This is a genomic window from Flavobacterium humi (genome assembly GCF_004745595.1).
In the GTDB taxonomy this organism is placed as follows: Bacteria; Bacteroidota; Bacteroidia; order Flavobacteriales; family Flavobacteriaceae; genus Flavobacterium; species Flavobacterium humi.
In genome coordinates, this window is record NZ_SRLH01000005.1 from 28,491 (window position 1) to 54,635 (window position 26,145).

Annotated in this window: 18 protein-coding genes; all 18 read left to right on the forward strand. The window is 41.7% G+C overall.

What is annotated here, in order from left to right:
* Window positions 1–7: 7 nt before the first annotated feature.
* Window positions 8–1,942: an alpha/beta fold hydrolase gene (locus tag E4635_RS09865; RefSeq protein WP_135526482.1), complete on the forward strand. Its 1,935-nt coding sequence runs from the start codon at window positions 8–10 to the stop codon at window positions 1,940–1,942.
* Between the two features lie 40 nt (window positions 1,943–1,982).
* The gene (locus tag E4635_RS09870; protein WP_135526483.1) at window positions 1,983–3,356 is read left to right on the forward strand and encodes a hypothetical protein; all 1,374 of its coding nucleotides are present in this window, start codon (window positions 1,983–1,985) and stop codon (window positions 3,354–3,356) included.
* Between the two features lie 28 nt (window positions 3,357–3,384).
* Window positions 3,385–4,035, forward strand: a complete 651-nt coding sequence (locus tag E4635_RS09875) for a 4'-phosphopantetheinyl transferase family protein (RefSeq protein WP_135526484.1) — start codon at window positions 3,385–3,387, stop codon at window positions 4,033–4,035.
* 286 nt (window positions 4,036–4,321) lie between these two features.
* Window positions 4,322–4,981: a Pvc16 family protein gene (locus E4635_RS09880; protein ID WP_135526485.1), complete on the forward strand. Its 660-nt coding sequence runs from the start codon at window positions 4,322–4,324 to the stop codon at window positions 4,979–4,981.
* A gap of 41 nt (window positions 4,982–5,022) precedes the next feature.
* Entirely contained in the window at window positions 5,023–6,948 is a 1,926-nt protein-coding gene (locus E4635_RS09885) for a phage tail sheath C-terminal domain-containing protein (RefSeq protein ID WP_135526486.1), read from the forward strand.
* A gap of 31 nt (window positions 6,949–6,979) precedes the next feature.
* A complete protein-coding gene (locus tag E4635_RS09890) occupies window positions 6,980–7,420 on the forward strand; it encodes a phage tail protein (RefSeq protein ID WP_169630239.1) in 441 nt (146 codons plus the stop codon).
* A gap of 5 nt (window positions 7,421–7,425) precedes the next feature.
* Window positions 7,426–7,884, forward strand: a complete 459-nt coding sequence (locus tag E4635_RS09895) for a phage tail protein (protein WP_135526487.1) — start codon at window positions 7,426–7,428, stop codon at window positions 7,882–7,884.
* A 9-nt stretch (window positions 7,885–7,893) separates the two neighbouring features.
* Window positions 7,894–8,070 carry a DUF5908 family protein gene (locus E4635_RS15745; RefSeq protein WP_169630240.1) on the forward strand — a complete coding sequence of 59 codons (177 nt, stop codon included), beginning with the start codon at window positions 7,894–7,896 and terminating at the stop codon, window positions 8,068–8,070.
* A complete protein-coding gene (locus E4635_RS09900) occupies window positions 8,067–8,837 on the forward strand; it encodes a CIS tube protein (protein WP_135526488.1) in 771 nt (256 codons plus the stop codon). Before E4635_RS15745 ends, E4635_RS09900 begins: the two co-directional genes overlap by 4 nt.
* Before the next feature lie 5 nt (window positions 8,838–8,842).
* Window positions 8,843–10,540: a phage baseplate assembly protein V gene (locus tag E4635_RS09905; RefSeq protein ID WP_135526489.1), complete on the forward strand. Its 1,698-nt coding sequence runs from the start codon at window positions 8,843–8,845 to the stop codon at window positions 10,538–10,540.
* Window positions 10,541–10,831: a PAAR domain-containing protein gene (locus tag E4635_RS09910; protein WP_135526490.1), complete on the forward strand. Its 291-nt coding sequence runs from the start codon at window positions 10,541–10,543 to the stop codon at window positions 10,829–10,831. It abuts the gene before it with no gap.
* A gap of 13 nt (window positions 10,832–10,844) precedes the next feature.
* On the forward strand, window positions 10,845–11,258 hold the full coding sequence (locus E4635_RS09915) for a GPW/gp25 family protein (protein ID WP_135526491.1): 414 nt from the start codon (window positions 10,845–10,847) through the stop codon (window positions 11,256–11,258).
* 7 nt (window positions 11,259–11,265) lie between these two features.
* On the forward strand, window positions 11,266–14,427 hold the full coding sequence (locus tag E4635_RS09920; RefSeq protein ID WP_135526492.1) for a baseplate J/gp47 family protein: 3,162 nt from the start codon (window positions 11,266–11,268) through the stop codon (window positions 14,425–14,427).
* Window positions 14,428–14,438: 11 nt separating this feature from the next.
* Window positions 14,439–17,459 (forward strand): hypothetical protein, encoded by a 3,021-nt coding sequence (locus tag E4635_RS09925; RefSeq protein ID WP_135526493.1) that lies wholly within the window; start codon window positions 14,439–14,441, stop codon window positions 17,457–17,459.
* A gap of 9 nt (window positions 17,460–17,468) precedes the next feature.
* Entirely contained in the window at window positions 17,469–20,465 is a 2,997-nt protein-coding gene (locus E4635_RS09930) for a PKD domain-containing protein (protein WP_135526494.1), read from the forward strand.
* A 14-nt stretch (window positions 20,466–20,479) separates the two neighbouring features.
* Window positions 20,480–21,043, forward strand: coding sequence for a hypothetical protein (locus E4635_RS09935; protein WP_135526495.1), 564 nt, complete (start codon window positions 20,480–20,482; stop codon window positions 21,041–21,043).
* A 10-nt stretch (window positions 21,044–21,053) separates the two neighbouring features.
* Window positions 21,054–22,496: a contractile injection system tape measure protein gene (locus E4635_RS09940; protein WP_135526496.1), complete on the forward strand. Its 1,443-nt coding sequence runs from the start codon at window positions 21,054–21,056 to the stop codon at window positions 22,494–22,496.
* Window positions 22,497–22,522: 26 nt separating this feature from the next.
* A complete protein-coding gene (locus E4635_RS09945; protein WP_135526497.1) occupies window positions 22,523–26,086 on the forward strand; it encodes a phage tail protein in 3,564 nt (1,187 codons plus the stop codon).
* Window positions 26,087–26,145 lie beyond the last annotated feature (59 nt).

The window sequence follows — 26,145 nt, forward strand, 5'->3', positions numbered from 1 at the left end:
AAACGTTATGAAATTAAAAACAACAATTAGTATCATCCTTCTTGCATTGCTCCATTTTACGGGGAATATACAGGCGCAAAACGTGACTTTTGAAAAAAGTGCCCCATTGCTGCCTCAGCTTAAAGATTCAAATCCGAAGGAAATCGCCTGGGGATATCTAAACGTTCCGGAAACCTGGGGAGTCAATAACGGAAAAACCATAAAAGTTGCCGTAACCATTTTAAAGAAAACGTCAAACGAAAAAAGCAATAATGCCGTAGTGTTCATACAAGGAGGGCCGGGAGCCGGAGGGATTGTGAACATTTGGTCATGGCTCGATCATCCGTTGCGCAAAAACAACGATATTGTCATATTCGACGTTCGGGGAACAGGGTTGTGCCAGCCGAGGCTATCGGAAGATTTAGGCGAAAAATTCCTGGATATCCTGGCCAAAAACCAATCGGTGGAAGAAGATGAAAAGCAAAAAGCAGATGCCGCAATGTTGTGCAAGCAAGAGCTTATCAACAGAGGCATAAACATTGATGATTACAACAGTTTTGCCGTTGCAAACGACCTCCATGCCCTAAAGTCTGCGTTGAAATATACCAACTGGAACGTTTACGGAGTATCCTACGGAACCTATGTTGCGCAGGTATATGCCAATAATTTCCCTGAAGATGTAAAATCACTGGTGCTGGATTCGGCCATTTATGACATCTCGACCTATTATGTAGAGAACACGTCCAATTATATGGCCAGTTTGCATAAAATTTTCGACATGTGCAAAAAGGATAAAAAATACAACGCGCAGTATCCGGATCTGGAAAAAACATACTACAGCGTAATTGCAGACCTGGAAAAAAACCCGCTGACGGTAGCCGTTGATAAAAATATAGTGCCTTCGGGCAGTTTCACCTACAATGCCGAAGATTTCAAGGTAGCCATCCAACAGGCGCTGTACAACAAGCAATTGGTAGAAGTGATTCCATTATTGATTTACCAATTCCATGAAAGAAAAGAAGAGCCTTTGGCCAACCTGGTGAGTGCTTTTTCAAGTTTGCTGGAGATGGATTACGCCGTGTACTACTGCATGAGTTGCAATGAAGCCCTGCCGAACAATGATTTTTCAAAATACCAGCAAAACGCCGCCCAATTTAAAGGGTTGCAAGGTGGGATCTCGTTTTACAAATCGGATTTTAAAGTATGCGATGCCTGGAATAAAAACCGGACTGCCGCTTCCAAAAAGCACCATGACCTTTCAAACCTGGCTTCGGCCAAATATCCGGTGTTGGTTTTTTCAGGGGAATTCGATCCTATCACACCCCAAACCAATGGGGAAAAAGTCGCCGGAAGATTCCCTCACGGTTACAATGTAGCAGCGGACACTTACGGGCACGTACCGAGTTTTACTTCTATCGGAAAAGAAGTGGCAGAAAAATTCATCGATCATCATCTGCCGGAGGTACTTGCCTTCCAAAAAGCGGACAAAATCGAATTGGTTACCAGTGTGATCATCAATAAGGGAATTTCCAAAGCAGGCAACAGTATAGGCGAACTGAACCCTATCTTTTTGTTCCCTCTGGCTTTGGCTTTAATCATTATGCTGGTTTTCATGTTCATGTACCTGATCAAATTACTGAAAAAAAGCTATTCCACCAGCCAGGATAAAATTATGAGGATCTGCCTGATTATTACTTCCGCCGTAGGGCTGGCACTTTTCGGAAGCTTGATCATGGCCATTCTGAATGTCTCACAGCAAAATTTCTTTATCCTGGCCTTTGGCTTGCCGCAGCATTTCGGGTATGTTTTTTCTTTAGTATTCGGATTTTTAGGTTGTTTGGCTTTGTCTTCGGTGTATTTCATGGCGACGATAAAGAAAACGAACCAGCGGGGCCTTATTTTTTCAGTAATCTTTTCAAACCTGTTACTGGCCACGTATCTCTTGTATTGGGGAATCATTTAAACCGCGTTTCAGCAACAGAAAAAAATAAAAACATTGTATCATGATAGCAAACATAACAGAAGAATATACGATCCTTTCGGAAAAAATTTCAGAATTCAGGAGAGGCAATGCCTTTCCATCAAGGATTGACACCAATGATGACATGGTTCCCGAAGCCTTCAGGAATTACGGGTATCCGGTAACTGCCTGGCCCATTCTCATCAATGAAGAAATGACGGCGCAGCTGATGGAATTATCAGTAAAAATCCCGAAATTGTTACAGCAAATCCCGGATTTGTACTTCAATAAAAACATGGAAAAAATTGCAGATTTCTATTTTGAAGGCGATGAGATGATGGCAGAATTAGGCATGATGTGCCATGAGAAAAACCTTGAGTTGGGCTGCCGCCTGGATTTGACGTATACTGAAGACGGGTTTAAGATCCTCGAAGCCAACATCGGTTCTTCCTTGGGAGGCTGGCAAATACAAAGCCTGGAATCAGTCATCAGGAGAAACCACCCCGCTTTATCGGAGAAGGACCATGCCAATCATTACAGGACCAGGAATACCTTGCAGATTTATATGAATTACCTTATCGGCCAGGTCATCAAACATATCGGGAAGGAAAACAAGACCCTTAATTTGTTTGTTGATATGAGAGACATGGAAGATGGCCCGGAAAAACAACTGAACATAGCATTTTTTGATGATTTGTTCAAGCAGGAACTGGCTAAATTCGGTTTGGAAGGAGAAGCTTGTACCGGCGATATGAAGGCATTGGAACTCATCAGCGGGAATTTATATATGGTAGATAAAATCATCCACAGTGTAATCGTACTGAGCCTGGACTCGGAAATCTCGCCGGCAGTATTCAGGGCATTCATTATGGACAATGTGTATTTTCCCGACCATCTCGGCCTTAGGATGCTGGGCGATAAGAGAAACCTGTCCATACTTCGGGAATTGGCTCTTGAAGGGAGGTTTTCACCAGAAGAAAATGAATTGATCCTGAAAAATATCCCATGGACTGCACCGGTCGGACATACAAAAACGATCTTCAGGCAACAGGAATACGATTTGCCGGCATTACTTCGGGATAACAGGGAAAAATTCGTCATAAAAGCCTCAAGGGGATACCAAGGGAAGGATGTTTTTGTGGGGAAATACCTAAACGATGGCCAATGGCAGGAAGCCCTGGATCTTGCCTTGACGACCGATGCTTTTATCGCACAGGAATTTAGTGATTCGATTGGATTTTCGGCCCCTAACGAGCACAATCAATGGACACCGCACAAACTGATATGGGGAGCATTTGGTTTTGGGGATTCCTACGGAGGCGTTTGGGTCAGGATGTCTGAAGTAACATCAGATGTAGGGGTTATTAATTCTGCCACCGGAGCCGTTGAAGCCATAGTATTTGAAATTATTGACTAAATACGATCCGTAAAATGACCCCATAAGAATGACACAAATTTTATATTCCTATATCTGCGCAGAAAACCATGATTACCTGATCAAAACCCATCTGCATAAATTCCCGAAAGATTTCCAGGAAAAAATCCGGGTCTTCAAGCGATGGCAAGATGCCCAATTATCATTATTAGGAAGGTTGCTCCTGAACTACGGGCTGCAGAAAATGGATAAAGACTATCAGAACGAAAACCTTAGTTACACGTCTTATGACAAGCCTTTTTTTAATGATGATCCTACCAAATTCAATATATCGCACTCTGGCGAGATAGTGGTTTGCGTCATTTCCGATAGTAATGATGTGGGTATTGATGTTGAAATCATCAATGAAATAAACATCGAGGATTTTGAAATGCAAATGACCAAATCGGAATGGGACAACCTTATGGTCATCCATAACAAGGAAACCGCTTTTTATGATTTCTGGACACAGAAGGAAGCCGTTATCAAGGCCAATGGACAAGGACTTTCCATTCCCCTGAAATCCTTCGAAGTCGTAGATTACCACACCAGGATAAATGAGGAATGTTTTTTCCTGAAAGAGATTTTTTTAGACGAAAAATACAAATGCCACCTGGCCTTTAAGAATAAAATTGACGCCATGATCAACGAACCCGAAAGAATCATGCTTTCTGATTTATAATCGTTTTGCCTTGAAAAAAGCCCAACAGTATCGTTGGGCTTTTTTATTTTCCGGAATTTACCCGAAACACCAGTAAAATAAGGGGTTTTGCCTCTTATAAGGAAAAATACCCTTTCAAAAAGGGGAAAAACACCCATAAAAAATAAGGTTTTTCCTTACAAATATTCAACTTCCTTTTAGTTGCTTTGTACGTTGAAATGAAATACCTACTTACTCATTTCTATCAAAGCCCCCTTTTTTATAGAATACGTTTTTAAGAATAAAACTTCCAGTTAAAATAAAAAAGATGGATTTAAAATTTGTTATAGAGCAACTTAGTAAACTTGTTGATCCGGGAGAAACGGTTATCAATATTACCAATATTGCCACACTTAATGACGGCGATGATTTTATCGAGTCAAAATCGCCAATCATTTTGTCGATAGTCAATATTGAAGAAGATAAGACGCTCAAGAACCAATCGGTTTATCTAAAGAATACAAATGACCACACTTCGATATCGAAGCACAAACATCCCACCCAACATCTTATACTTTCCTTATTGTTCAGTTCCTATAATAAGGACCTATCCAAATATCTTGACGGTATCGGGAAGTTAAAAAATATTATTGCCTATTTCCAGCAGAACAATTCCTTCTATTATAAAAACGACGATACGGAACTGATCGATTACAACACTTTTATAGGGAAAACAGCCCTGGAGAAGGAGAATTACCACAGGATCACTATTGAATTGGTAAGCCTTACAATGGATCAATTAAACCAGATGTGGTCTTATTTAGGATCGAAATACATGCCTTCGGTGTTGTATAAAATGAGATTGTGCACAATCCAGAACCCGGACACTATCCAGGAAAAAGTAATCAAGAAGGTTACAATCAACCTTTGGGACAACGATAAAAACAATAGCATAGGATTATTGGAAACCCAAGAAATCGAAGAATAACCATTAGTAACTCTAAAATATAAACAATAAATAAAAAAGTCATGAATGTAAGTTCTCTTAAAACACCTGGAGTATATATCAATGAGATTGATGCATTTCCTCCATCAATTGCTCAAGTAGCAACTGCCGTACCTGCATTTGTAGGGTATACGGAAAAAGGGCCAGTGGTTCCGACAAGGATCACTTCTTTTATGGAATTTGAACAAATTTTTGGTGGGGCACCGGTACCGGCTTCAGTAGAAGTAGAATTAGATGCAAACCTGATGCCAACCGACAACACTAAAGTAACGGAAAGCAAATTTAAGCTGCACAACAGTTTACGTCTTTTTTTCAGTAATGGAGGAGGAGTTTGCTACATTGTTTCTATTGGGGATTATGCTTCGAACATTACAAGCGAAACCAATTTTGTGAACGGGCTGGACCTGTTGCGTAAATTCGATGAGCCTACCTTATTATTGTTCCCGGATGCGGTAAACCTAACGGCTGCCAAACTGGGCTTGGTACAACAACAGGCCTTAAAACAATGTGGGGATTTAATGGATCGTTTCACTATCATGGATGTGAAGCAAGATGCCGGCCTTGTGACCGACAGCCTTAATTTTAGAGATAGCGTAGGAAACCAGAACCTTAAATACGGTTCAGCGTACTATCCGTATTTGCAAAGTTCTTTCCCATATTCCTTCCGATTCAGTGATATTAATGGTGTAACGGCTACTAAGGTTAATTTTAAAGCCATCTTGTCTTCTAATATCGGATTAAAAGCTTCTATTGAGGAATTTGAAAAAATAATCGCAGACCTTGCTACTGTCAAAGCGGCCTGGGCTCCTGGCGTGCTTACCCTTCCTATTAACACCGAAGCCAAAGTAAAAACAAGCATAGACAAATGCTGGGCTTTGCTTAAAACGTTAGGAAAACCGGAAGCGCCTACCTTGACCAGCAGCAAGTTTGCCACCGTAGCACAGGAACAGGTAACCAATTTCCTTAAAAAATATGCACAGGACCTGGTTGATTTCAAAAAAGCGTATGATAGCGATGGCCTTAAGCAGGCAGACGGAACCACGGCAGTTGCGGCTTTAACAGCATTAGATGCCAATACGGATTTTAAAAATGTGTGGGGCAATATATCAACCTATACAGAATCAACGCCAAACCCTTATAAAAACGGTGCTATCAGTGTGGCAGTTCCGGTTAATGGCCCAATCCCGGCCCATAACGAACCGGATTTCAGCAAAATCCAGCTGGTTATCCAAAAAATGTATGCTTCGATTATCAATGCTACAAATAATGTATTGAAAACCATGAACGAGTTTTTATTGTTCGAAGAAAACAATTTAACCTCTCAGATTCCATTTTATCCTGCCATTATCGCGAAACTTTCACAAACGATGAATACGGTACCTCCATCCGGAGCCATGGCCGGTATTTATGCGCAGACAGATGCTACCAGAGGTGTATGGAAATCGCCGGCAAATGTAAGCATCAACGGTATTGTAGGTTTGACAGCAGATATCAATGATGCCGAACAGGAAGACATGAATATCCATGAAACAGGAAAATCCATCAATGCCTTACGAAAATTCACGGGCAAAGGATTCCTGGTATGGGGAGGAAGGACTTTGGCAGGAAACAGCAACGACTGGCGATACATCAATGTCAGAAGATTGGCCAATATGATTGAAGAATCCGCTAAAAAAGCCTGTATGCAATTTGTTTTCGAACCAAATGTGGCTCAAACCTGGGTAAGCGTAAAAGGGATGATAGACAATTACCTGACCACGCTTTGGAATGATGGCGCATTGGCAGGAGGAAAACCGGAACACGCTTTCTTTGTTTCTGTAGGGTTAAATGAAACGATGTCGGCGCTGGATGTTTTAGAAGGCCGGATGGTCGTAAAAATCGGTTATGCTCCTTCAAGGCCGGCTGAATTTATCATTTTGGAATTCAAACAAATGCAACAAAGATCATAAAAACAATAACTAACATTTAAAATATAAAGATATGCCTAATATTGATTTCCCGTTACCAAAGTTCCATTTTAGCGTAGAATGGGGTGGTAGTAAGATAGCCTTCACCGAAGTTTCAGGTCTAAACAAAGAAATGGATGTTATTGAACATCGTGTAGGATCCAGTCCGGAATTCTTTAAAAAGAAAATGCCGGGGATGATGAAATTGAACAACATTACCTTAAAAAGAGGTGTCTTTTTGGGGGACAATGAGTTTTTCGAATGGTACAATACCGTGGCTCAAAGTACGGTTGAGAAAAGAACCATTACGATTTCCCTTTTGGATGAGAACCATGCGCCAAAAGTAGTCTGGACGGTAAAAGATTGCTTTATCGTGTCACTTAAATGCACTGATTTGAAATCGGATGCGAACGAAGCGGCCATCGATACGGTAGAAATTGCCAACCATGGTTTCACTATTGAATATAAATCGTAACACCGATGGCCAGCAGTGATCCTATAACAGGCTTTCATTTTTCAGTTGTGTTTGAATTGCTGCCTCAGTTTTCCATCGACACCAAATTTCAAAGCGTAAACGGCTTGAAGGTAACCATGGAAACGGAAGCATACGCGGAAGGAGGGCAAAATAAATTCAAACACAATTTCCCTATCCGCAGCGGTTACCAGGATTTGGTGCTCAAAAGAGGGCTCACTTCGGAAATGTCGGGATTGGCCATGTGGTGTACCCAGGCGATGGAAGACTTTGTTTTTTATCCGGCCAACCTGATTGTTTCCCTGCTCAATGAAAAAGGCGTCCCGATTAAGGTTTGGTATGTTTCCCATGCCATTCCTTTAAGTTATGAGTTTAGCGAATTCAATGCGGAGGAAAATAAGATAGTGATCGAAACCATCACGCTCAAATACAATTTCTATAAAGAGATTCCTGTCCCTAATTTTTAAAAATCCACTATGGCAATTGAAATTAAAGAATTACGCATTAAAGTCAATATAACCGAAGCCACCGAAGATTTTCCTTCATCGGTACAGAAAGTCAGCCCTTTAAAACTGCAGGAAATGAAATCGGAGATTGTAAGGGAATGCACTTTGAAAGTATTAGAAAAAATTAAAGAAAAAGCCGAAAGATGATAAAAGGATTGTTAGGTATTATCGATAAAATGCGGATAGAGGTTTTCCCGACCAAAGATTACGTAGAACCTCCTAAGAAAACCATTTTCGTGCAGCTGAACCCGGAGAAATACTCCATGAAACATAACGTGGCCTTTTGTGAAGGACAAGCTATGGGAACAACAGGCACGGATCTGAAATTCAATAAAATAGAAGGGGAAGAAGTAAGCTTCGATTTTCTTTTTGACAGTTCGGGGGTTGTCCCTCCGGGAAAAATAAAAGACGGGAAAGGAACAGAATCCCTCCTGGATGTGGCCAAAGATTTTGCCGGGACATTAACACCAGCCATCGTAAACCCTTTTGCCGAGGTAGCGACCGTTGAAAAAGAAGTGGAGGAATTCCGGAAATTGCTCATGGGCTATGACGGTGACACACACCAGACCTCTTACCTGAAATTGCTTTGGGGAGGTTACAGCCTGAGCTGCCGCCTGAAAAGCATGGATATCGAATATACCCTTTTCAGGAAAGACGGAAGGCCTATCCGGGCCAAGGTCAAATGCGGTTTTAAAGGCACCATCGATTACAAATTAATGGTGGCCAAAGAGAAAAAAAGCTCGCCGGACCTAACCCACGAACGAACCATCGAAATGAATGACAGCCTGGTGCTTCTCACGGAATCCATCTATCAGGACAATACGTTTTATATAGATGTAGCCAAAAAGAACAAACTCTTGAGTTTCAGGCATATTGAAGTAGAGAAAAAGATAAAGTTCCCACCCATTAAATAATAAAAATGCCAACTGTAAAACCATTTTATCCTTCAGAAACCTTATTAAAACTGGAATTTTTAATCAACAATAAAAATACCGGTTTGGATAGCTTGTTAAAAGAGGCTACAGTTCATTTTGAGTTGAATAAGATTCCTTTTGCGAAATTTACGTTTATCGCTTCCCAACCCAGCACAGACAGCACCGAAAAACTGCCTATCGATGCCTTGACCAGGAACCCTACCGATCCGCCATTGGAAATTGAGGTGAAAGTGACTTTCGAAAACAAATCGGAAACCTTGTTCAAAGGAATCATAAAATCACTCGACAAACAAATCGAGAACGCCCAGATTGTGGCCAAGATAGAATGCAAGGATGTAGGGTACAAACTTTCGCAATCCTCCAAAGAAGTTGAAAATAACAACCAGACTTTCGAGGACAAGCTTACTCTTTTTACCAAGGGTTTGGTGTTAAGCGAAAACTTGCAGGGCCAGGCGTGGGGAAAAGAAAACATCACACACAACACCTCGACGGTTCCCTGGGATTACCTGATTGGTTTCCTGGATTCTATCGGGATGCTGGTTTCTTTGCGGAACTCTAATTTTAGCGGGATCGATATTGTAAACGGAAAAAAAGAAGTGGCCTATTTAGCGGAAAACGGCATCAATGTTTTTGCCTTTTCAGGGAAGATAGACGCGCAGAAAATAAAATCATCGGTTACCATTGAAAGATGGGATATCGAAAACCAGGCCGTCAGCAAAGTAAATGTCACGCAAAAAGGCACAGACAACCCGCATACGGTCAAAGTAAGCCAGACGGTGCTGCAAGTGGCCACATTAGACAGGATTGCCAATACGATTTTAGCCAAAAGCAATATCGCTTCCATCAACGGGAAAGTAACCACGTTTGGTAATTTAAAAGCAAAAGCAGGCGATTATATAAGTTTCAATAAAGTAAACGCTGAAATAGACGGCAAAGATGCAGATCCCAAACCGTTGCTGATCACACAGGAAACCCACACCATTGAAGGCGGCTGTTGGAAAACCGAATATGCTTTCGGGCTGGAAAGCGAAAAATCTTTCACGGAGAACACCACTCCGGGAACCAATAACGGCCATGCCGAAATAGGGCAGTCCAATAAGATAAACGGATTGCAGATAGGAGTTGTCACCCAAATTGTGGAAGATCCCAACAATCAGTTCAGGATTAAAGTAAGGATCCCGCTTTTATCCGAAAGCGGCGAAGGCGTCTGGGCACGGCTGGCGACACTCAATGCTTCCAATGAAATGGGGAGTTATTTTATCCCGGACATCAATGATGAGGTCATTGTAGGATGCCTGGGCAACAATCCGGACACGCCTATTATCCTGGGAAGCCTGTACAGCAGTACCAAAGCCATGCCTTTCCCCATCAAGGAAGAAAATTTCCTCAAAGGTTTCGTAACCAAAGAAGGAACGAAAATCGTCATGGATGATGAAAAGAAAAGCATCGAACTCAGTACCAAAAAAGGCAACATACTCACCATAAGCGACGATCTGAAAGGATTTGTCATTGAAGACGAAAACAAAAACAAAATAACCTTAAACGATCAGGGCATTACTATTGAGAGTTGTAAAGACCTGAATATTAAAGCCAAAGGAAACATTAAGGTAGAAGGAATGCAGGTTGCTGTTGATGCAACTGCCAAAATGGACCTGAAAGGGGCCACAATCAATTTAAATTAAATGGGAGCAGCAGCACGAATTACAGACATGCACACTTGCCCAATGTCAGACGGGTCGAAACCTCACGTAGGAGGACCGTTATTGCCTGGAGGTAACAGCACTGTGCTCATAGGCGGCTTGCCGGCAGCCATTGTAGGCGACAGCTGTGTGTGTGCCGGCCCGACGGATTCTTTAATAGTAGGATCTTCTTCCGTACTTATTGCAGGGAAACCGGCCGTCAGGATGGGCGATTCTACCGCACATGGAGGCGTAGTGGTATTGGGTTGCCCAACAGTGATAATTGGAGGATAAATAATCAAAAACGATGAAAGACAAATCATTTTTAGGAACAGGATGGGGTTTCCCACCTACATTCAGCAATCATTCAGGAACAGTGGAAACTGTTTCGGATGATAAGGATATTTTCCAAAGCTTACATATTTTATTGTCCACACGATTGAAAGAAAGAGTCATGCGCTCCGATTACGGCTGCGACCTCAGTGCGCTGTTGTACGAAAACATCACCATCACCTTGCTTACCAAAATCAAAGGGATAATTGAAAATGCCATCCTGAAATACGAACCCAGGATTGACCTGCTGGATGTGGAGTTTTTTACGGAAGATGCCAACAACGGCGTCATAAATATTGAGATCATTTATCGGATAAGAGCCACTAATTCCCGAAAAAATTATGTATTCCCGTATTATTTGGAAGAAGGGACATTTGTAAAACAATAAGCTTAAAATGAAAAATTGCAACGCAATATTATCTATACACGAAGGGATGGGTACTACCCAGAACGATAGGATCAACCCGGCGCTACAACCCGATTTCTTTCTTTTGGATGAAAGGGATGAGCAGGATTTCATATTGTTCGTACAGAGGCTTTCGCAATACGTAAAATTCTATAACGAATTTAACCTTGAAGAAGGCAACTGGTCCAATTTCTTCCAGAAAGAATCCACTTCGATCCTGATCCTGATCGCAAACTGGAACATCGAACTACTGCAAAGTTCCTTTGAAAACAAGAAGAACGAAATTTTGCTCAACAATGATTTCCCTTCCCAGCAAGCCCTTCTTTTGGAGTATTTTACCCAAATCAGGACAGCGTACCAAACGTTGCTGGAAAAAGCGAAAACACTGGATGAGGATATCCCTGAAAAAGAAAACCTTGTGGCTTCTTCTTACCTGATTACAGATAAGTTTGCCATCATCCTGGATCAGGTTAACAATGCTACAGATATCGAGGCATTGCTCAAAAATTATGTTTTTGTCAAAACGACGCAGCAACTTTTCGGACTGCTTTTGTCCTGGAAAGATTTTTCCCAAAATGCGGTAACCCATCAATTAAGCGGTTATTCCAAACACACGCCGCATTATGCGCTTTTCCTTTCTTTCCTGAAATTGCTCAATATCGCAAAGGAAAAATTCAATGAGCTTACTAAAAAGCACCTGGATTTCTATTACAAGGACGTGCTGCACATCCAAAACCAAAAAGCCAGGCCGGATTATGTACATTTAGTAGTCGAACCTTTTGATGCCAAACCTTTCCTGGTTCCAAAAGACACGGTTTTCATTGCCGGGAAAAACAGCGCCGGCCAGAAAAAGTTTTATGCTTCTACCGCAGACCAAACAGTAAACGGGATCAAGCTGCATTCTTTTATAAGCACACACCGAAGGGACGAGCAGTATTACAAAGTGCCGGATTTGCTTCCGTTTAATGCCAAAAGCAAAGGTTTTGATGTTTTTGCTGCTGCCAAACAAGACTTTAAGGAAGGCATCATGATTGCCAGCCCAATCCTTTATATGCAAAGCGGGGAACGGATTATCTACCTCAGGTTCAACGATTATAATTATAAAGCGGAAGATTTCGATTTTTATATTACCGGCGAAGAAAAAACAATTGCCATCAAGAGCAAACAGAATGTCAAGAAAAATAATAATTCGAACGAAGAACGGATCAAACTGACCCTTCCCGCAGCTGAAAAGGCCATTATTCCTTTTGATGCTAAAAAGCACCTGGATTTCCTGGTGCAATCCGATTTCCCGGTGTTAAAAATCATCCCAAAAAACAGGAAGGTAATGACCAAAATCCTGAAAATAGACATTAACATCGAAGTCAATAAGTTCAAGTCGTTTGTATTGGAATCCGATTTTGGTACCATCGATACCGAAAAAGCGTTTTATCCTTTTGGTGAAATCCCTAAAAACGGCAATGGCGTTATGCTGCGTTCGAACGAATATTTCATGAAAAACAAGGCTGTGGCTGCGTTAACGTTTTCTTCCGGTTCTTCAAAAAATTCGGATAAAAAGAAAAATGACGGAAAACCGAACATCAAGATCCCTTGGTTGACCAATAAAGTTGATATGTTCCAGTTCACTAACGGTACCTGGAAAGAATATTCGGAAGGATTGAAACCCATTTCCAATGATTATCCGTTAAAGGAATATCATTTTGATGAAATAATTACCGAGGAAATTACCGCAAACGGAAAAATCAGGATAGAACTGAATTATTCCAAATACAGTGGTGAAACCTATTTGCAGGATTTTATCAAAGCGAGCCAGGATAAGACCACTTTGCCTTATAAACCAAGGGTAAAAGAATTTATTTTTGATTATACGCTGGCCGAAACCATCGATTTGTCTACCCGGAAAAATGAAGAAAACCCTATTGAGCTGTTCCAGGTACTGCCTTTCGGATATGCCAAATTAAACAAAGGGCCTTTCTACTTTTCTACTATGGCTTCCCTGCAGGGAGAAGTGTACCTGGGTTTTGAAAAAGCGGCTCCTAAAGACGGGCTTTCCTTTTTGCTGCAATTGGAAGAAGGCACGGCAAACCCGCAATTGGAACCTGCGAAAATAGTATGGGAATACCTGGATGGCAACATTTGGACGCCACTCGAACAAGATGCTATTGGTGACGAAACGTATTCGCTTACGCAATCTGGCCTTGTTTGGGTTACCATTCCTGAATTTAATCCGGTTACAAATACCAAACTGCCTTCGGGTTTGTTCTGGTTGAAAATTTCCGTGTCCAATATTGAGGCTATTTGCAAGTTTATCGGCGTTCATGCCCAGGCTTTAAAAGCGGTTTTGACCGATTATGAAAACTCTGGCGCGGTCTTTTTGGAAAACACACCCAAGGAAACCATCAGTAAGGTTTATAATCCCATCAACAGTATTAAAAAAATAACGCAGCCGTACAACTCCTTCGGAGGCAAAACCACCGAGCGGGACGAGTCATTGTACACCCGTACCAGCGAAAGGCTGCGCCATAAAAACAGGGCCATTACTTCTTGGGACTATGAAAGGATCATTCTACAGGAATTCCCGGAAGTGTTCCGCCTGAAAACATTAAACCATTACCGTTACGATACTAAAATTTCCAATGTTTCTGCAGGATATGTCACCCTAATTCCTATTGCGAAATCTTCGAATTCGGAACACGTGAACTGGAGGCCTTTGCTGAGTTTGAATAAAATGCTCCTGATCAAGGAACATCTGTCTAAAATAGCGTCCCCTCATGCCCGGATAAATGTAAAACCGCCGAAATTAGAGAAGGTACAAATCCAGTTTAAAGTGAAATTCCATATCCAGGAAGGGATGGATACCCGCTTGTACATCGCGGCATTGATAGAAACCATCAATACCTACTTGAGCCCGTGGGCGTATAATGCGACTGAAGTGAATTTTGCCAATGAAATCGAGTTTTCATCCATTATCCAGCTCATCGACAACCAGCCTTATGTGGATTACCTTACTGATTTTAAAGTAAAACAATACATTTTGAACGAAAAGGGCGAAATAGTAGGCGGCCCGGTACAAAACCTGAATAAAATTATGCCCCAGACAGACTTTACCTTGTTTGTTCCCAATGAATACCATCAAATACAAGAAATTTAAAAAAGAAAATTATGCTGCAGGAATATTACATTGAGAAAGACAGAACATTGCTTCCTTCGCAAGATTTTCAATTCTTGTTACGGGAAGGGCTCAAATATATCGAACAATTAGGCCCTAAATTCTGGACCGATTACAATCCTCACGACCCGGGAGTCACTATCCTGGACGTGTTGTGCTATGCCATTACGGAGTTGGGCTACAGGGCCGATTTTGACATAAAAGATGTTTTAACCAACCAGGATGGCCTGATCCAAAACAATACGTTTTTTTCAGCGGCTACTATTTTTACCAATGCGCCTCTAACCGAAACCGATTACAGGAAACTGCTCATTGATATCGAAGGGGTTTCCAATGCCTGGCTATTGGCCACTAAAAAGGAATTGGATTTGGCGGGTTACCGAAAGCCAAATGATGCTGAAGCCAGCTTGTATATCAATAAAATAGAAGATAAATTAAGTTTAAAAAACACCGACAAAAACGGGACTATCTTACCCAAATTAGCATTAAGGGGATTAAATAAAGTTAAAATCGAACTGGAAGAAGACCCTGTTTTGGGAGATTTGAACACGTTGTTGCTGGAATATGCCTTTTGGGCGCAAAACCGCTGGGTAAACCTTAAAGTCGTTCCTCAATTTACAGACTGGAAACATCCAGATGCCGCTTTGTTTGGGAAAATGAACAAACCGTCCAAGATCACCATAAGCAGCATCAAGAAAGTCCAGGATATCGTATACCTGATTGTCAACCGGTACACCAAACCTTCTGATTCCCTGCATTTTAGGATTTTTGTAGAAGACCCGGCCGAGATTGATGTGGCTTTGCAGCATTTCAGCACGGAAAAGAACGTGACCGAAATCATTTCTCTCTTCGAGCAGAAAAAAGAAAAGATCCAGGACATTTTTTCAACTATTGAAATCAAACTGCACCAAAATAGGAACCTTACCGAAGATTATTTATGTACCGAAATCATCGAGAAAGTATCCATCGGGATTTGTGCCGATATCGAACTGGAACCCGGAGCCGATTCGATAGAAATAATGAGCCAGATCCAGATTGCCATCGATAAGGTCATCAGCCCTAAAATCACTTTTTATACGCTTTCCCAATTGGTCAACGAAGGCTATCATTCGGAGGACATTTTCCTGGGGCCGAAACTGCTGCACGGGTTTTTAAAAGATGAGGAAATTGAAAAAGCGCAATTGGCCAAAGAAATCCATGCCTCCGATATCATTGCGGTTTTAATGGAAATAAAAGGAATCAAATCAGTGCGGAACCTATTGATGACCGCCTATAACCTTTTGGGGAAACCTATTACCGGAGCGATGAACAAAAGCTGGGTTTTGGAACTTTCCGGAGAAGTAAAACCGGTATTTGATGCCGAAAAATCAAAATTACTGTTGTTCCAGAAAAACATCCCTTTCCTGCTTACGGAAAACCAATGGATGCTCGTGGAACAGAAAGTCTTGATGTATAAAACACAGTTTAGCCAAAAGAAACTGCAGAACACCAAAAATGATTTTGAGATCGAAAACGGCGACCATTTCGAATTCCAGAAATATTACAGCATCCAGGACGAATTCCCGGTAAATTACGGTTTGGGGAAAAATCCGGTTTCGGATAAGGAAACCGATTTAAGAAAAGCCCAGGCCAAGCAACTTAAGGGTTACCTGTATTTTTACGAACAGATAATCGCGGATTTTTTCAGCCAGCTTTATAACGCCAAAGACCTTTTTGACACCAAACCTCTCGACAGGACTTATTTCCCGATGTACCTTGAGAAAAACGACCTGAACGGCGCAGATTTTTATTCTAAAGAGTTGTATTCCGCTTCGCTGCAATCCGCTTTAGTTAATGGGGAATCGCCTGACGATGTTTCCTTATATGAAACCAAGACGCAGTATTACGAAAGAAGGAACAGGGTTTTGGATCATTTGATGGCCCGTTTTTCGGAAAGTTTCAACGATTATGTTTTTATGATGTACCGCATGTCTAACGATACGATGGGAATGGGCGGCCTTTCATTTGATTATCAAGATCTTATTAAAGACAAGCAGGATTTCCTCAATAGTTATCCGGTCATAAGCAGCAACAGGGGTTTGGGGGTGGATTACCTGAATGCTGAAATTGTTGCCCAAACATTGCAGTTTAATATTTTTTGGAACACCGACCATCGCGGCGGATACGAAAGAAGGACAGCAAAACTATTAGGGATCAATGCGATACCATTACGGGATATCGTCACCGAAGAAGCACCACAGACACAATGGACCGTCAATACCGAAACGGAAGATTTCCTTTTTAAGATTATTGCACCAGGAGTCAACTTACAGCAAAAATGGGACTGGGCACAGCTTCATTTCCTGGACCAGAATTTATACAGGATTGATAATTACGGCCCGAATTTCTATTTGTATTTGGTAGACGGTACTACAAAAATAGCCAAGCTGGATAAGAGATTCGCTTCGGAAAAAGAAGCGTATGCCTATCTGCAGGAAATGATAAAAATACTGAATGTTTATTATGAGAATTTCTATTGCCTGGAACATATTCTGCTCAGGCCGTTCAACAACAGTGTTTTTAAGGACGATGACCTGCTCTCGGTTTGCCTGAACGACGAATGCAATGACGAGGCTAACAACGACCCATATTCCTTCAAGGCTACAATCGTGTTGCCAGGCTATCTTTCCCGATTCAAAAACCTGATTTTCAGGAAATATGCCGAAAAAATATTCCGGCAGGAAGCACCGGCCCATGTACTGTTGAAGATTTGCTGGGTAAATGCGGAAGATATGCTCGGGTTCCAGAAGAAATACAAAGCATGGCTCGAAAGTTACCGGTATTACAGACTGAAATTTTGCGAAAACGCACTCACACAAAGCATGGAAACAACCTATAAAACAACATTGCACGAACTTATGGTTGCAGTAAAAGAACTCAATACGATTTATCCGGAAGGAAATCTGTACGATTGTCAATTAAGCGAATCAAATAATCCTATAGTGCTAGGAAATACATCATTAGGAACTTTATAAAAATACATCATGGAAGCATATAATACCTCTATTTATCCTGTTTTTGAAGCAGATCAGGTTTTAAGCCAAAAAGAACTCAACCTTGTGGTCAGCCACTTGGAGGAGCAAGACCGTATCACCCGGAAAAATTTAACAGGATTAGGAATCGTTTGCGGATTGGAACTTTCTTTTCCGTCAGAAAACATTGTGAAAATTGCCTGTGGAACAGCCGTTACGTCTTTGGGTTTTCAAATCAACTGGAAAGAACAAACGCTTTCTCATTACCATGATTTTGAGATTTCAGATCAGTTTTTGCATCCGGATTATATCCGTGAACCGTATTTAGACAACATTTTTAAATATGCTTCAGCGTACCAGCCGATAAAAAATTGCGCCGAATTGTTGCCGGCCGATTCCAATCTAGTCGATAAGAAACCAATTCCTAGCGGGTTTTTTAATGACAAAGCCATTATTCTGCTTTTGGAAGTCACGCTAATCGACCAGAAAAACTGTGTAACGACAAATTGCGACGACAAGGGCAAAAGGATGGAATTCAACATCAGGCCTTTGGTTATCCCAATCAATGAATCCACAAAAGGACTGCTCAAAGAATACCAACAGCCGGAATTATATTCCAAATTGACTTTCCCGAGATATAATGTCCCGTTCCAAAACATTACCACAGGGACACAGGTGTTGGACGCTTTCAAAAAAGTATACGATCCTGCTCAGGTTAACACGATTTCCAATGCAATCGACAATGTGTACGAAGACCATAAAGAAGCTTTGGCACCGCACGGGAATCTTGCCGTCCTGGACAACAGCAAGGCTAAAATAGATGAAATGGTCAACATCCATAAGGCCAGTGTCAATATACAATACGTTTGGGACTGGATTTCAGACATTGTAGAAGCCTACAACGAGATCATCGCTTTCAAGAAACTGTATCCTACTTTATGCTGCATTAACGAAAACCTGTTTCCGTTCCATGTTGTTTTAGGAGGGAATTCGGCCTATGCCAATACTTTCAGGACGCCATTCATTCAAACATTGAGTGCCACTAAAAAAGAAGAAAAAAAGGTACAAAAACTGACGCTTCTTTTTGAAAGGCTGGCCCATATCCTGAATTCTTTCGAAGTGGAAAAAAACATCAAGATAAAAGTCACGCCTTCTTCTTACGGCAACCTTCCCTTATCGGAAAAAGCGATCCCGTATTATTACAATTCCGTGTTGGATTTGAATAAAAAATGGAACCCGGAACTGACGGTAAAAGGCAAAAACGATACGATTTTGTCCTACCGCTCCGACATGCTTAATTATACGAACAAGCTCTCCGTGCAGAAACCGCTATTGTTTGACATCGAACCTTATAATTTCTTTAGGATCGAAGGGCATTTGGGGATGAATTATAAAAAAGCGATCAAAGACCTTAACCTGATCAAAGACAGTTATAGCCTTCCTTTTAAGATTACGGCGTTAAATGCGGTGGATTATCTGAACAAAGAAGTTGATATCCTGAAATTCGACGGGCGCTGGGACGATCTGGAAACCGATTACGACCTGGCCCGCAAAAGAGTCTATAACATCACGGAATTTGTCATCAAATGGATGGATTTGAGAAGGACGGTTTTGGCCGATAACAATATCATTTCCACACAAAATATCGATAATTTCAAAAATATACTGGCGCAGCTGAAAAACCTGCTGACCAATGACCTGAAAGAATTCCTGCCGAATTATAAATCCTTTTATGAAATATTCAAGCAGCTCAATTATGTATTCCTGTTCCACAGATGGTGCATCCAGCTCTTCAATCCTTCGTTATCGACCATTGCAGAAGACCTGATAGACCGTTTTGACGACATCAATGAATTGTTTTTAGACGATCCGTTTACGGTAATCTATGAGGAAGCGAACATCCGTTGGCAAAAGGCGTACAAGGATTTGTTCTTTTCGACATTTTTGAAAAAACACCCGGGACTGGAACACAAAGGAGGCGTAACCAAAGGCGGTACTTTTGTACTGGTGTATGTGGATACGTCCATCTTCAAAGCTGTGGCTCCGCCATTGTTCCATGCCAACCTGCTTTCGGCCGTGACCGCATATAAGGACAATATTCCAATTGCGACCAGCATAAAAGACGATTTGATCAAGAGTGTGAAATTTACCGACTACAAATCGCAGATAAAAAGAAAACCGGCACTTAATGCTGCCAATAAATGCAAGGATGAGGCCGATAATATCAAAAATGACCTGCTGGAACTGGCCATGTATAATATGGATGCCCATTACACAGCTGAAATGAGCGGTTATATCCTTGAAAACCTGAAGGATGTCCTGCAGTTTGAAGTCAGTGCCGCGCCTCAGGTGCCTTTCCAGCAAATGATTATTGCCGATTTCTTCCTGCCGTATTTATGCTGTGGCGATGGCAATACGATTGAAGTCAAGATTGAGGTCAAAGAGCCGTTGTCCATTTCGTTGGATCCGCTTAAATTCTGCAATAATGATGTTGAAGGAGAATATGAAATCATCATCAAAGGGAAATCCGGCGGGACATTTACAGGAACAGGAAAAGATGCCATAACTCAATCGGGCGACAAATATTACCTGCATCCGCACCATGCTTCCATCCAGACACCAAAAATATACACGTTGCAATATGAGGTGGAAGAAGAGCTGAGTAATACGGTTGAGTTTGAAATTTCGACACCGGCCACCTTAAAATGGCGTGCGCTGATAGATGCCACTATGCCAACCAAGATTAATTTCACCAACCTGGTAGCGGGAGATTCCCATGAGTACGAAATTAATTTTGGCGACGGATCAGATAAAGTAACAACCCACGAGGCCAATATTTCCCACATGTATCCGGCCAGTGAAGGGAATATGTCCTATACGGCCAGCATACAGCAATTGGGAGAAGTGTGCCAAAGCATGCAGGTTATTGTCGTGGAAGTGCTTGGAAGTTCCAATCCGCACGATTTTAACGCACCCGATTTCAATTCAAGTGATTTTAGTACTAAATAATAAAAAAAGATATCATGGCAGCAAAAACAAAAGCAGAAATCATTCAGGTAATCAACAATAAGATTATTACCAACGGGAATATCAAAGCAATAGATACCAATGCGATCCTTAGGGACATTTTAGATTGTATCGAACTGAACGACCAGGGCCCTACCGGCGGCGGCACTTCAAAATTTGATTTTGCCAGCAAAGTCCCTTTAATCGACAGCCGGGGAGCGGAATTGAATTTTTCCATCCGTGGGATTACGGATTCCTTCGTTAACATTACCTTCAAAATCCTGATCAAGGAAAGCAATGTGAATGACCTGAAATTCCTGAACAACAACACGTTAATTGTAAAAGCCTTGGATTCAATCCTGGACGCGGCGCAAAGCAGCCAGATGGACTTCCTGGTAAAGATAAAAGGAGTCGCATCGGCACCAACAAACGGAAAAAGATTCAGGACAGGAAACTTAAGTTTCTCGATAACGGATAAGAATTTCTCTATCAAAATAGATGGCCAGGAAATGAATGACAACCTGTTTGCCGGTGACCAGATTTTTACATCTATAGCCGTGCACTGCCCAACATTCTCATAATCCATAACAAATGCATTTACTCCAGCAACATACATTCGACATCCAATGTTCTTCTCAAGCTTTTGGGAAAGAAATACAACGCCAGTTGGCTGATTTGCTGGAGAAAGAATTCTATCCTAAACTCGATGATTTGTTAGACCAATACACACATCCCAACCATATTTGGAGCATTGATGTATTGGAACTTCAATTGCCGAAAATCTTCAAAGAGAACTGGAAAACAGAGCTGGTCCAAAAGTCATTGCAACAGATAGAAGCCTATTTAAAAGACAACAATCCTGTCATCAGGGCATTGCACAACGATGCGGAAATGGCATCAGGAGCTTTTCTCCCGAAAGGGGAACACGCCGGGTTTTTGTTCTTTCATTTCCTGAAAACCGGTGTATTGTTAGAGAATACACTTTCCAAAGACTTGAATGTCCTTACGGCTGCAATAGAAATAACGCCTGTTTTCCTTAAAAAACTACTGGAGTTTTTCGAAGCAGATTTTACCTGTATCGCGCGATGGATTTTTTCGGTACCGGTCCTTTTTAAAGCGAAAATAACGGCACAGCTTGCCGGTTTTCCTTTAACAGCAGTTTTCCGGGTTGCAATGGATGAAAAAATACCAACAATCAGCCCGTTGCGCAAAAGGATGCAAGGCGATAAAATCCTGGAGGTGCAATGGATAGAATTGGTCCAATGGACGGAATACCTGTACCGCAAAAGATCTTCAGGAGAAGTTTTCTACAAGGAATTCCTAAAACTTTCCGAAAGATACTGGCAGGTTTCCGCAGCGGAATCGGTGTTGTTTTTTAAGGAAATGGCCCAAATAATAACAGAAAACAAAGGCGACAGCGAAATGGCTTTGTTTTTTAAAGCGTTTGTCCAAAGTGCTACAGATGAAAATCATGCATCGGCATTTCGGAAAGCGCCGGGATTCGAACCTGTAAAAGAGTTGCAACCTTTAGAATTGCAATACATCAGCAATGCCGGGCTGGTCCTGCTGCACCCTTTCCTGAAAACATTGTTTGAACAGCTGGGCTTGTGTGAAAATGAAATCTGGAAAACGGAAATGCACCAACATAAAGCCATCCTGCTGACACAATATTTAATAACGGGAGAAGAAAAAATACAGGAAAACGAACTGCTATTGAATAAGGTGCTTTGCGGATTGGCATTGGAAGACACTGTAAATGTTCAATTGAAAATAAAGAAAAAGGAAAAAGAAAAATGCCATAGCCTGCTTGAAGCTGTTTTAGAACATTGGACAGTAATGAGCGGTTCTTCCAAAGAAGCCTTGCAGCAAACATTCCTGCAAAGAGAAGGAAAACTGGACATTCAAATGGGGAATACCTATGAGCTATGGGTCGAGGAAAAAGGATTCGATGTATTGCTGGCACAACTTCCGTGGGGAATAGGAATGGTAAAAACCCCTTGGATGGAAAATTACCTAACCTGTCACTGGAATTAACTGCGTATTAAAATCAAACCGGTAACATGAAAGCGGAACCAATCTCTAAAAAACCATCCCTTACTTCGAAAAAGCCTTTTTTCGGGGCTAAGAAAAAATTGGATGTCAAACTCAATAAAGCCCAAAAAAGGGCTACAACTCCTCTTGTCTTAAACAAAAAGCCTAAAAAAGGAGCCAAAGAGAAAAAAGAGTCTGATAAGAAAGCCGCGCAGTCGTTAAAAAAACCGGTTGCCGAAATCAAAACAACGGCCGTAAAATACCAAAAACACAAAGAATCCGATACCGTATTAAAAGAAGCCCAGGGCGCCGCCATCCTGCCCTCTGAAAAAACCAACAAGGTAGTGGCCAACAGGAGCCAGGTAGATGTGATGGATTCCCAAACCAAGGATTCTAAAAAATTTGACAAAAAGAATTTCAAAAAGAAGCTTCAGGAACAGATCAACGATACGATAAAAAGCAAAGAGGATGCGAAAAAGATAAAGAACAACGGAGTTGATGATACGGTTACGGAAGACATCGGGAAATCTTTGGAAGAAGAAAAATCCACGGCAGGCGGAAAAGTAGAGAATAGTACGCTCAAACCGCCGGCTGTACCGGAAACCCCGGAAGATGAGGTAACCGCCAACGAACCGAAAGGACTTATAAAAGAAGCGCCGGAAGCCAAAACGCTTACCACTCAAAAAGGAACACTCGCCCCTACAAAAAAGCCTGCGGAAGAAACCGATTTTACCACCGAAACAAAAGTACTGGACGACCAGTATGGGCAAAACAACCTTTCCCAGAACAAACTGCAAAACAGCAATGAGCCTTCTTTTATCCAGGCCGACCAGCAAAAGCAGGATTCACAGGCAAAAGCCCAGGAACTTACGGACCAGAACCGGAAAAACGAAGCCAAAACCATTGCCAATACCAGGGCCAGCAATACCAATGCCATCAACGGGAGCTACAATGGGATGTTGCAAACCAATACAACCATTAACGGAGGAAGGTTTGACAACCAAAAAACAAAAAGTGCCGAAGAAAACAAGATCAGGAACGATGTAAGCCGGGAACTCGATGCGATTTACAACGAAACCAACAGTAATGTGCTGTCTTATTTTGGTGCGATTGATTTTTATATAGAGCAGATTTTCGGCTTGAGCCTGACCATGAATCTGGATACATTTTCCAGGAGAGTGGCTAAGCTGCTGGATGAGAATACCGGTTTTTTAAATAATGTCGGGGCTGCACTTACGGGAGATGACCTGTTGAGCGAAGTACAGATTTTTGATATTGCCAAAAAGGAGTTTATCGAACACATGCAAAAACCCATCGATGATTTGGTCAACACGGTAGATTTATACCTCAATGCTGCCAATAATGCCATTAAGCTGGGTAAAGGGAAAGTGGACAAATTCTGGAAAAGCCAATCTGACGAAACTAAAAAAATCGCCGGTGACATATACGATGAATCGAATACGAAATTCGAAGAATTGGAAAATTCGGTAGAAAGCAAAGAAGGCGCCGTAATTGATAAGGTTACCGAGAAATTCAGTGCCGCATTAGACGAATTGGATGCCCGTTTTGAAAAAGCCAAGGAAGAAAACAAAAGCTGGCTCGATAGGGCGATCGATGCCGTAAAAGCGGTCATCAATACTATAATCGAACTCAAAAACGCCATACAATCCATTGCCAGGAAAGCAGCCAAATATGCCGAACAGATTATTGACGACCCGATCACGTTCTTTGGCAACCTTAGCGATGGGGTAGGGATGGGTTTCACCAATTTCAAAAACAATATAGACAAACACCTGGTCAAAGGAGTCCTGGAGTGGCTTACCGGATCTATGGCAGGCTCGGAAATAGAATTGCCAAAAGAACTCAACCTCGAAGGCATTACCAGCCTGGTCCTCCAGATATTGGGGATCAGTATCAAGAAAATTAAAAACCTGGTCATTGACATTATCGGGAAAGAAAGGTTCGAGTTTATCGAAAAAGGTGTCGATGCAGGGCTTGCGGCCGGGAACAACATCCTGAACATGTTCAAGATCCTGAATGAAAAAGGACTGGCGGGGCTTTGGGAATTTATCAAAGAAGAATTCAGCGATTTGAAGGAAATGCTCATCGAGAATGTCAAAACCTTTGTCGTGGAAACCATTACGATGAAAGCCATTGAGTTTTTGCTCTCGCTACTCATACCGGGAGCGGGGTTCATCAGGGCGGCCCAATTGCTTATAAAATTCGTCGTTACACTATTCCAGAAAGCGGCCCAGATCCTGAAAATCATTGACGGGATTATCGAATCCTTTGGAAATATCATCCGGAAAGACCTGGCGGGAGCTGCCGAAAAAGTCGAAAATGTATTCAGCGGCTTTTTGAGCCTGGCCATCAGTTTCCTGGCAGCGGTATTGGGACTCAACGGCATTGTCGGGAAAGTACAGAAATTCATCCAGCAGAAAATCCGCCCTAAAATTGATCAGATCTTAAACAAAATAGCCAAGAAAATCAAGGAAGTAATCACTAAAATCGGCTTGACAAAACTTATTGACAAGTCTATGAAAGCGGTCGAAAAAGGAAAAGCCTGGGTTGACGAAAAGAAGAAAAAAGCAAAAGATACCGCCAAAAAATACGGAGACAAACTCTTGATTTTTTTAGGGTTCAAAAAGCGCTTTACCATGGGTACTGAAACCCATACATTGCTCTTTGAAGACAAAGGTGGCGTTCCCGAATTTTACGTACAGTCCACTCCTCAGAAATATACCGATTTTATCAAGGATGTTACTTTTGAAGACAAATACGCAAGAGGAAGGGGCGTGTCTGACAAATACGGGGAATCGACACCTCAGGCCACAGCGAAGAAAGCCGGTAAAGTGGTTGATGGTGAATTGGGCAAATACGAAAAAACCGATGAAAAAGACAGGAAAAAATGGGGCGACAACCTGATTGTCCATATGAACAATATCGCTGATGTCATTTCAAAATACGGGGAAACGGGAACTTCGGAAAAAGACGTTCCAAGTATCGTAGAATGGGAACCGACCAATCCTAAAGGCTTGGGTAAAAAAGTAAATGCCAAGCAGCTTTCGGCAAATTATGTTGAAGGCCAGGAAGTGGGAGAACAGCACGATGGCGGCGGGCTAACCACCGAGTGGGATATCGTCAGCCAGAACAAAGGGAACAATTCCGTTTATTATTATGTGAGGGGACACCTTTTGAATGCAAAAGTAGGAGGAGTGGTAAACAATACCAATTTGACTCCGCTGTCTAAAGATTCCAACAAAGAGCATTTGAAAAATGTTGAAAGGGACGCCAAGAAAATCGTAACCGGCAAAAAATCGGAAAGCGATACCAAAACCAAGAGCAGCATTATAAGCTATAGTGTGGAAGCCTTGTACGGAGACCATCCAAAACGAAACCTTCCTAATCTTAAAGCGCGGGAGAAACAGGTTAAAGAAATTGAAGAAACAAGAGGAGTGGTGCCTACAACCCTGAAATTCACCCTTAAGAAATTGATGATTAAAAACGGAAAAGTTGTCGTAGATGACAGTTTTACTGAAATCAGCGATTCTATCAAAAATGAATTGCCACCTGTGGTCAAACTCAAAAGCTAGGCGGCTGACATTCAAAGTTTTTGATTACATTTACCAATAGGCTCTTTTGCGGAAGGCCT

Bases quoted from the DNA above. Each gene is read 5' to 3' on its own strand.
- E4635_RS09905 (WP_135526489.1), top strand. From the start codon at position 8,843: ATGCCAACTGTAAAACCATTTTATCCTTCAGAAACCTTATTAAAACTG.
- E4635_RS09880 (WP_135526485.1), top strand. From the start codon at position 4,322: ATGGATTTAAAATTTGTTATAGAGCAACTTAGTAAACTTGTTGATCCG.
- E4635_RS09895 (WP_135526487.1), top strand. From the start codon at position 7,426: ATGGCCAGCAGTGATCCTATAACAGGCTTTCATTTTTCAGTTGTGTTT.
- E4635_RS09910 (WP_135526490.1), top strand. From the start codon at position 10,541: ATGGGAGCAGCAGCACGAATTACAGACATGCACACTTGCCCAATGTCA.
- E4635_RS09935 (WP_135526495.1), top strand. From the start codon at position 20,480: ATGGCAGCAAAAACAAAAGCAGAAATCATTCAGGTAATCAACAATAAG.
- E4635_RS09875 (WP_135526484.1), top strand. From the start codon at position 3,385: ATGACACAAATTTTATATTCCTATATCTGCGCAGAAAACCATGATTAC.
- E4635_RS09930 (WP_135526494.1), top strand. From the start codon at position 17,469: ATGGAAGCATATAATACCTCTATTTATCCTGTTTTTGAAGCAGATCAG.
- E4635_RS09940 (WP_135526496.1), top strand. From the start codon at position 21,054: ATGCATTTACTCCAGCAACATACATTCGACATCCAATGTTCTTCTCAA.
- E4635_RS09890 (WP_169630239.1), top strand. From the start codon at position 6,980: ATGCCTAATATTGATTTCCCGTTACCAAAGTTCCATTTTAGCGTAGAA.
- E4635_RS09915 (WP_135526491.1), top strand. From the start codon at position 10,845: ATGAAAGACAAATCATTTTTAGGAACAGGATGGGGTTTCCCACCTACA.
- E4635_RS09925 (WP_135526493.1), top strand. From the start codon at position 14,439: ATGCTGCAGGAATATTACATTGAGAAAGACAGAACATTGCTTCCTTCG.
- E4635_RS09920 (WP_135526492.1), top strand. From the start codon at position 11,266: ATGAAAAATTGCAACGCAATATTATCTATACACGAAGGGATGGGTACT.
- E4635_RS09945 (WP_135526497.1), top strand. From the start codon at position 22,523: ATGAAAGCGGAACCAATCTCTAAAAAACCATCCCTTACTTCGAAAAAG.
- E4635_RS09865 (WP_135526482.1), top strand. From the start codon at position 8: ATGAAATTAAAAACAACAATTAGTATCATCCTTCTTGCATTGCTCCAT.
- E4635_RS09870 (WP_135526483.1), top strand. From the start codon at position 1,983: ATGATAGCAAACATAACAGAAGAATATACGATCCTTTCGGAAAAAATT.
- E4635_RS09885 (WP_135526486.1), top strand. From the start codon at position 5,023: ATGAATGTAAGTTCTCTTAAAACACCTGGAGTATATATCAATGAGATT.
- E4635_RS09900 (WP_135526488.1), top strand. From the start codon at position 8,067: ATGATAAAAGGATTGTTAGGTATTATCGATAAAATGCGGATAGAGGTT.
- E4635_RS15745 (WP_169630240.1), top strand. From the start codon at position 7,894: ATGGCAATTGAAATTAAAGAATTACGCATTAAAGTCAATATAACCGAA.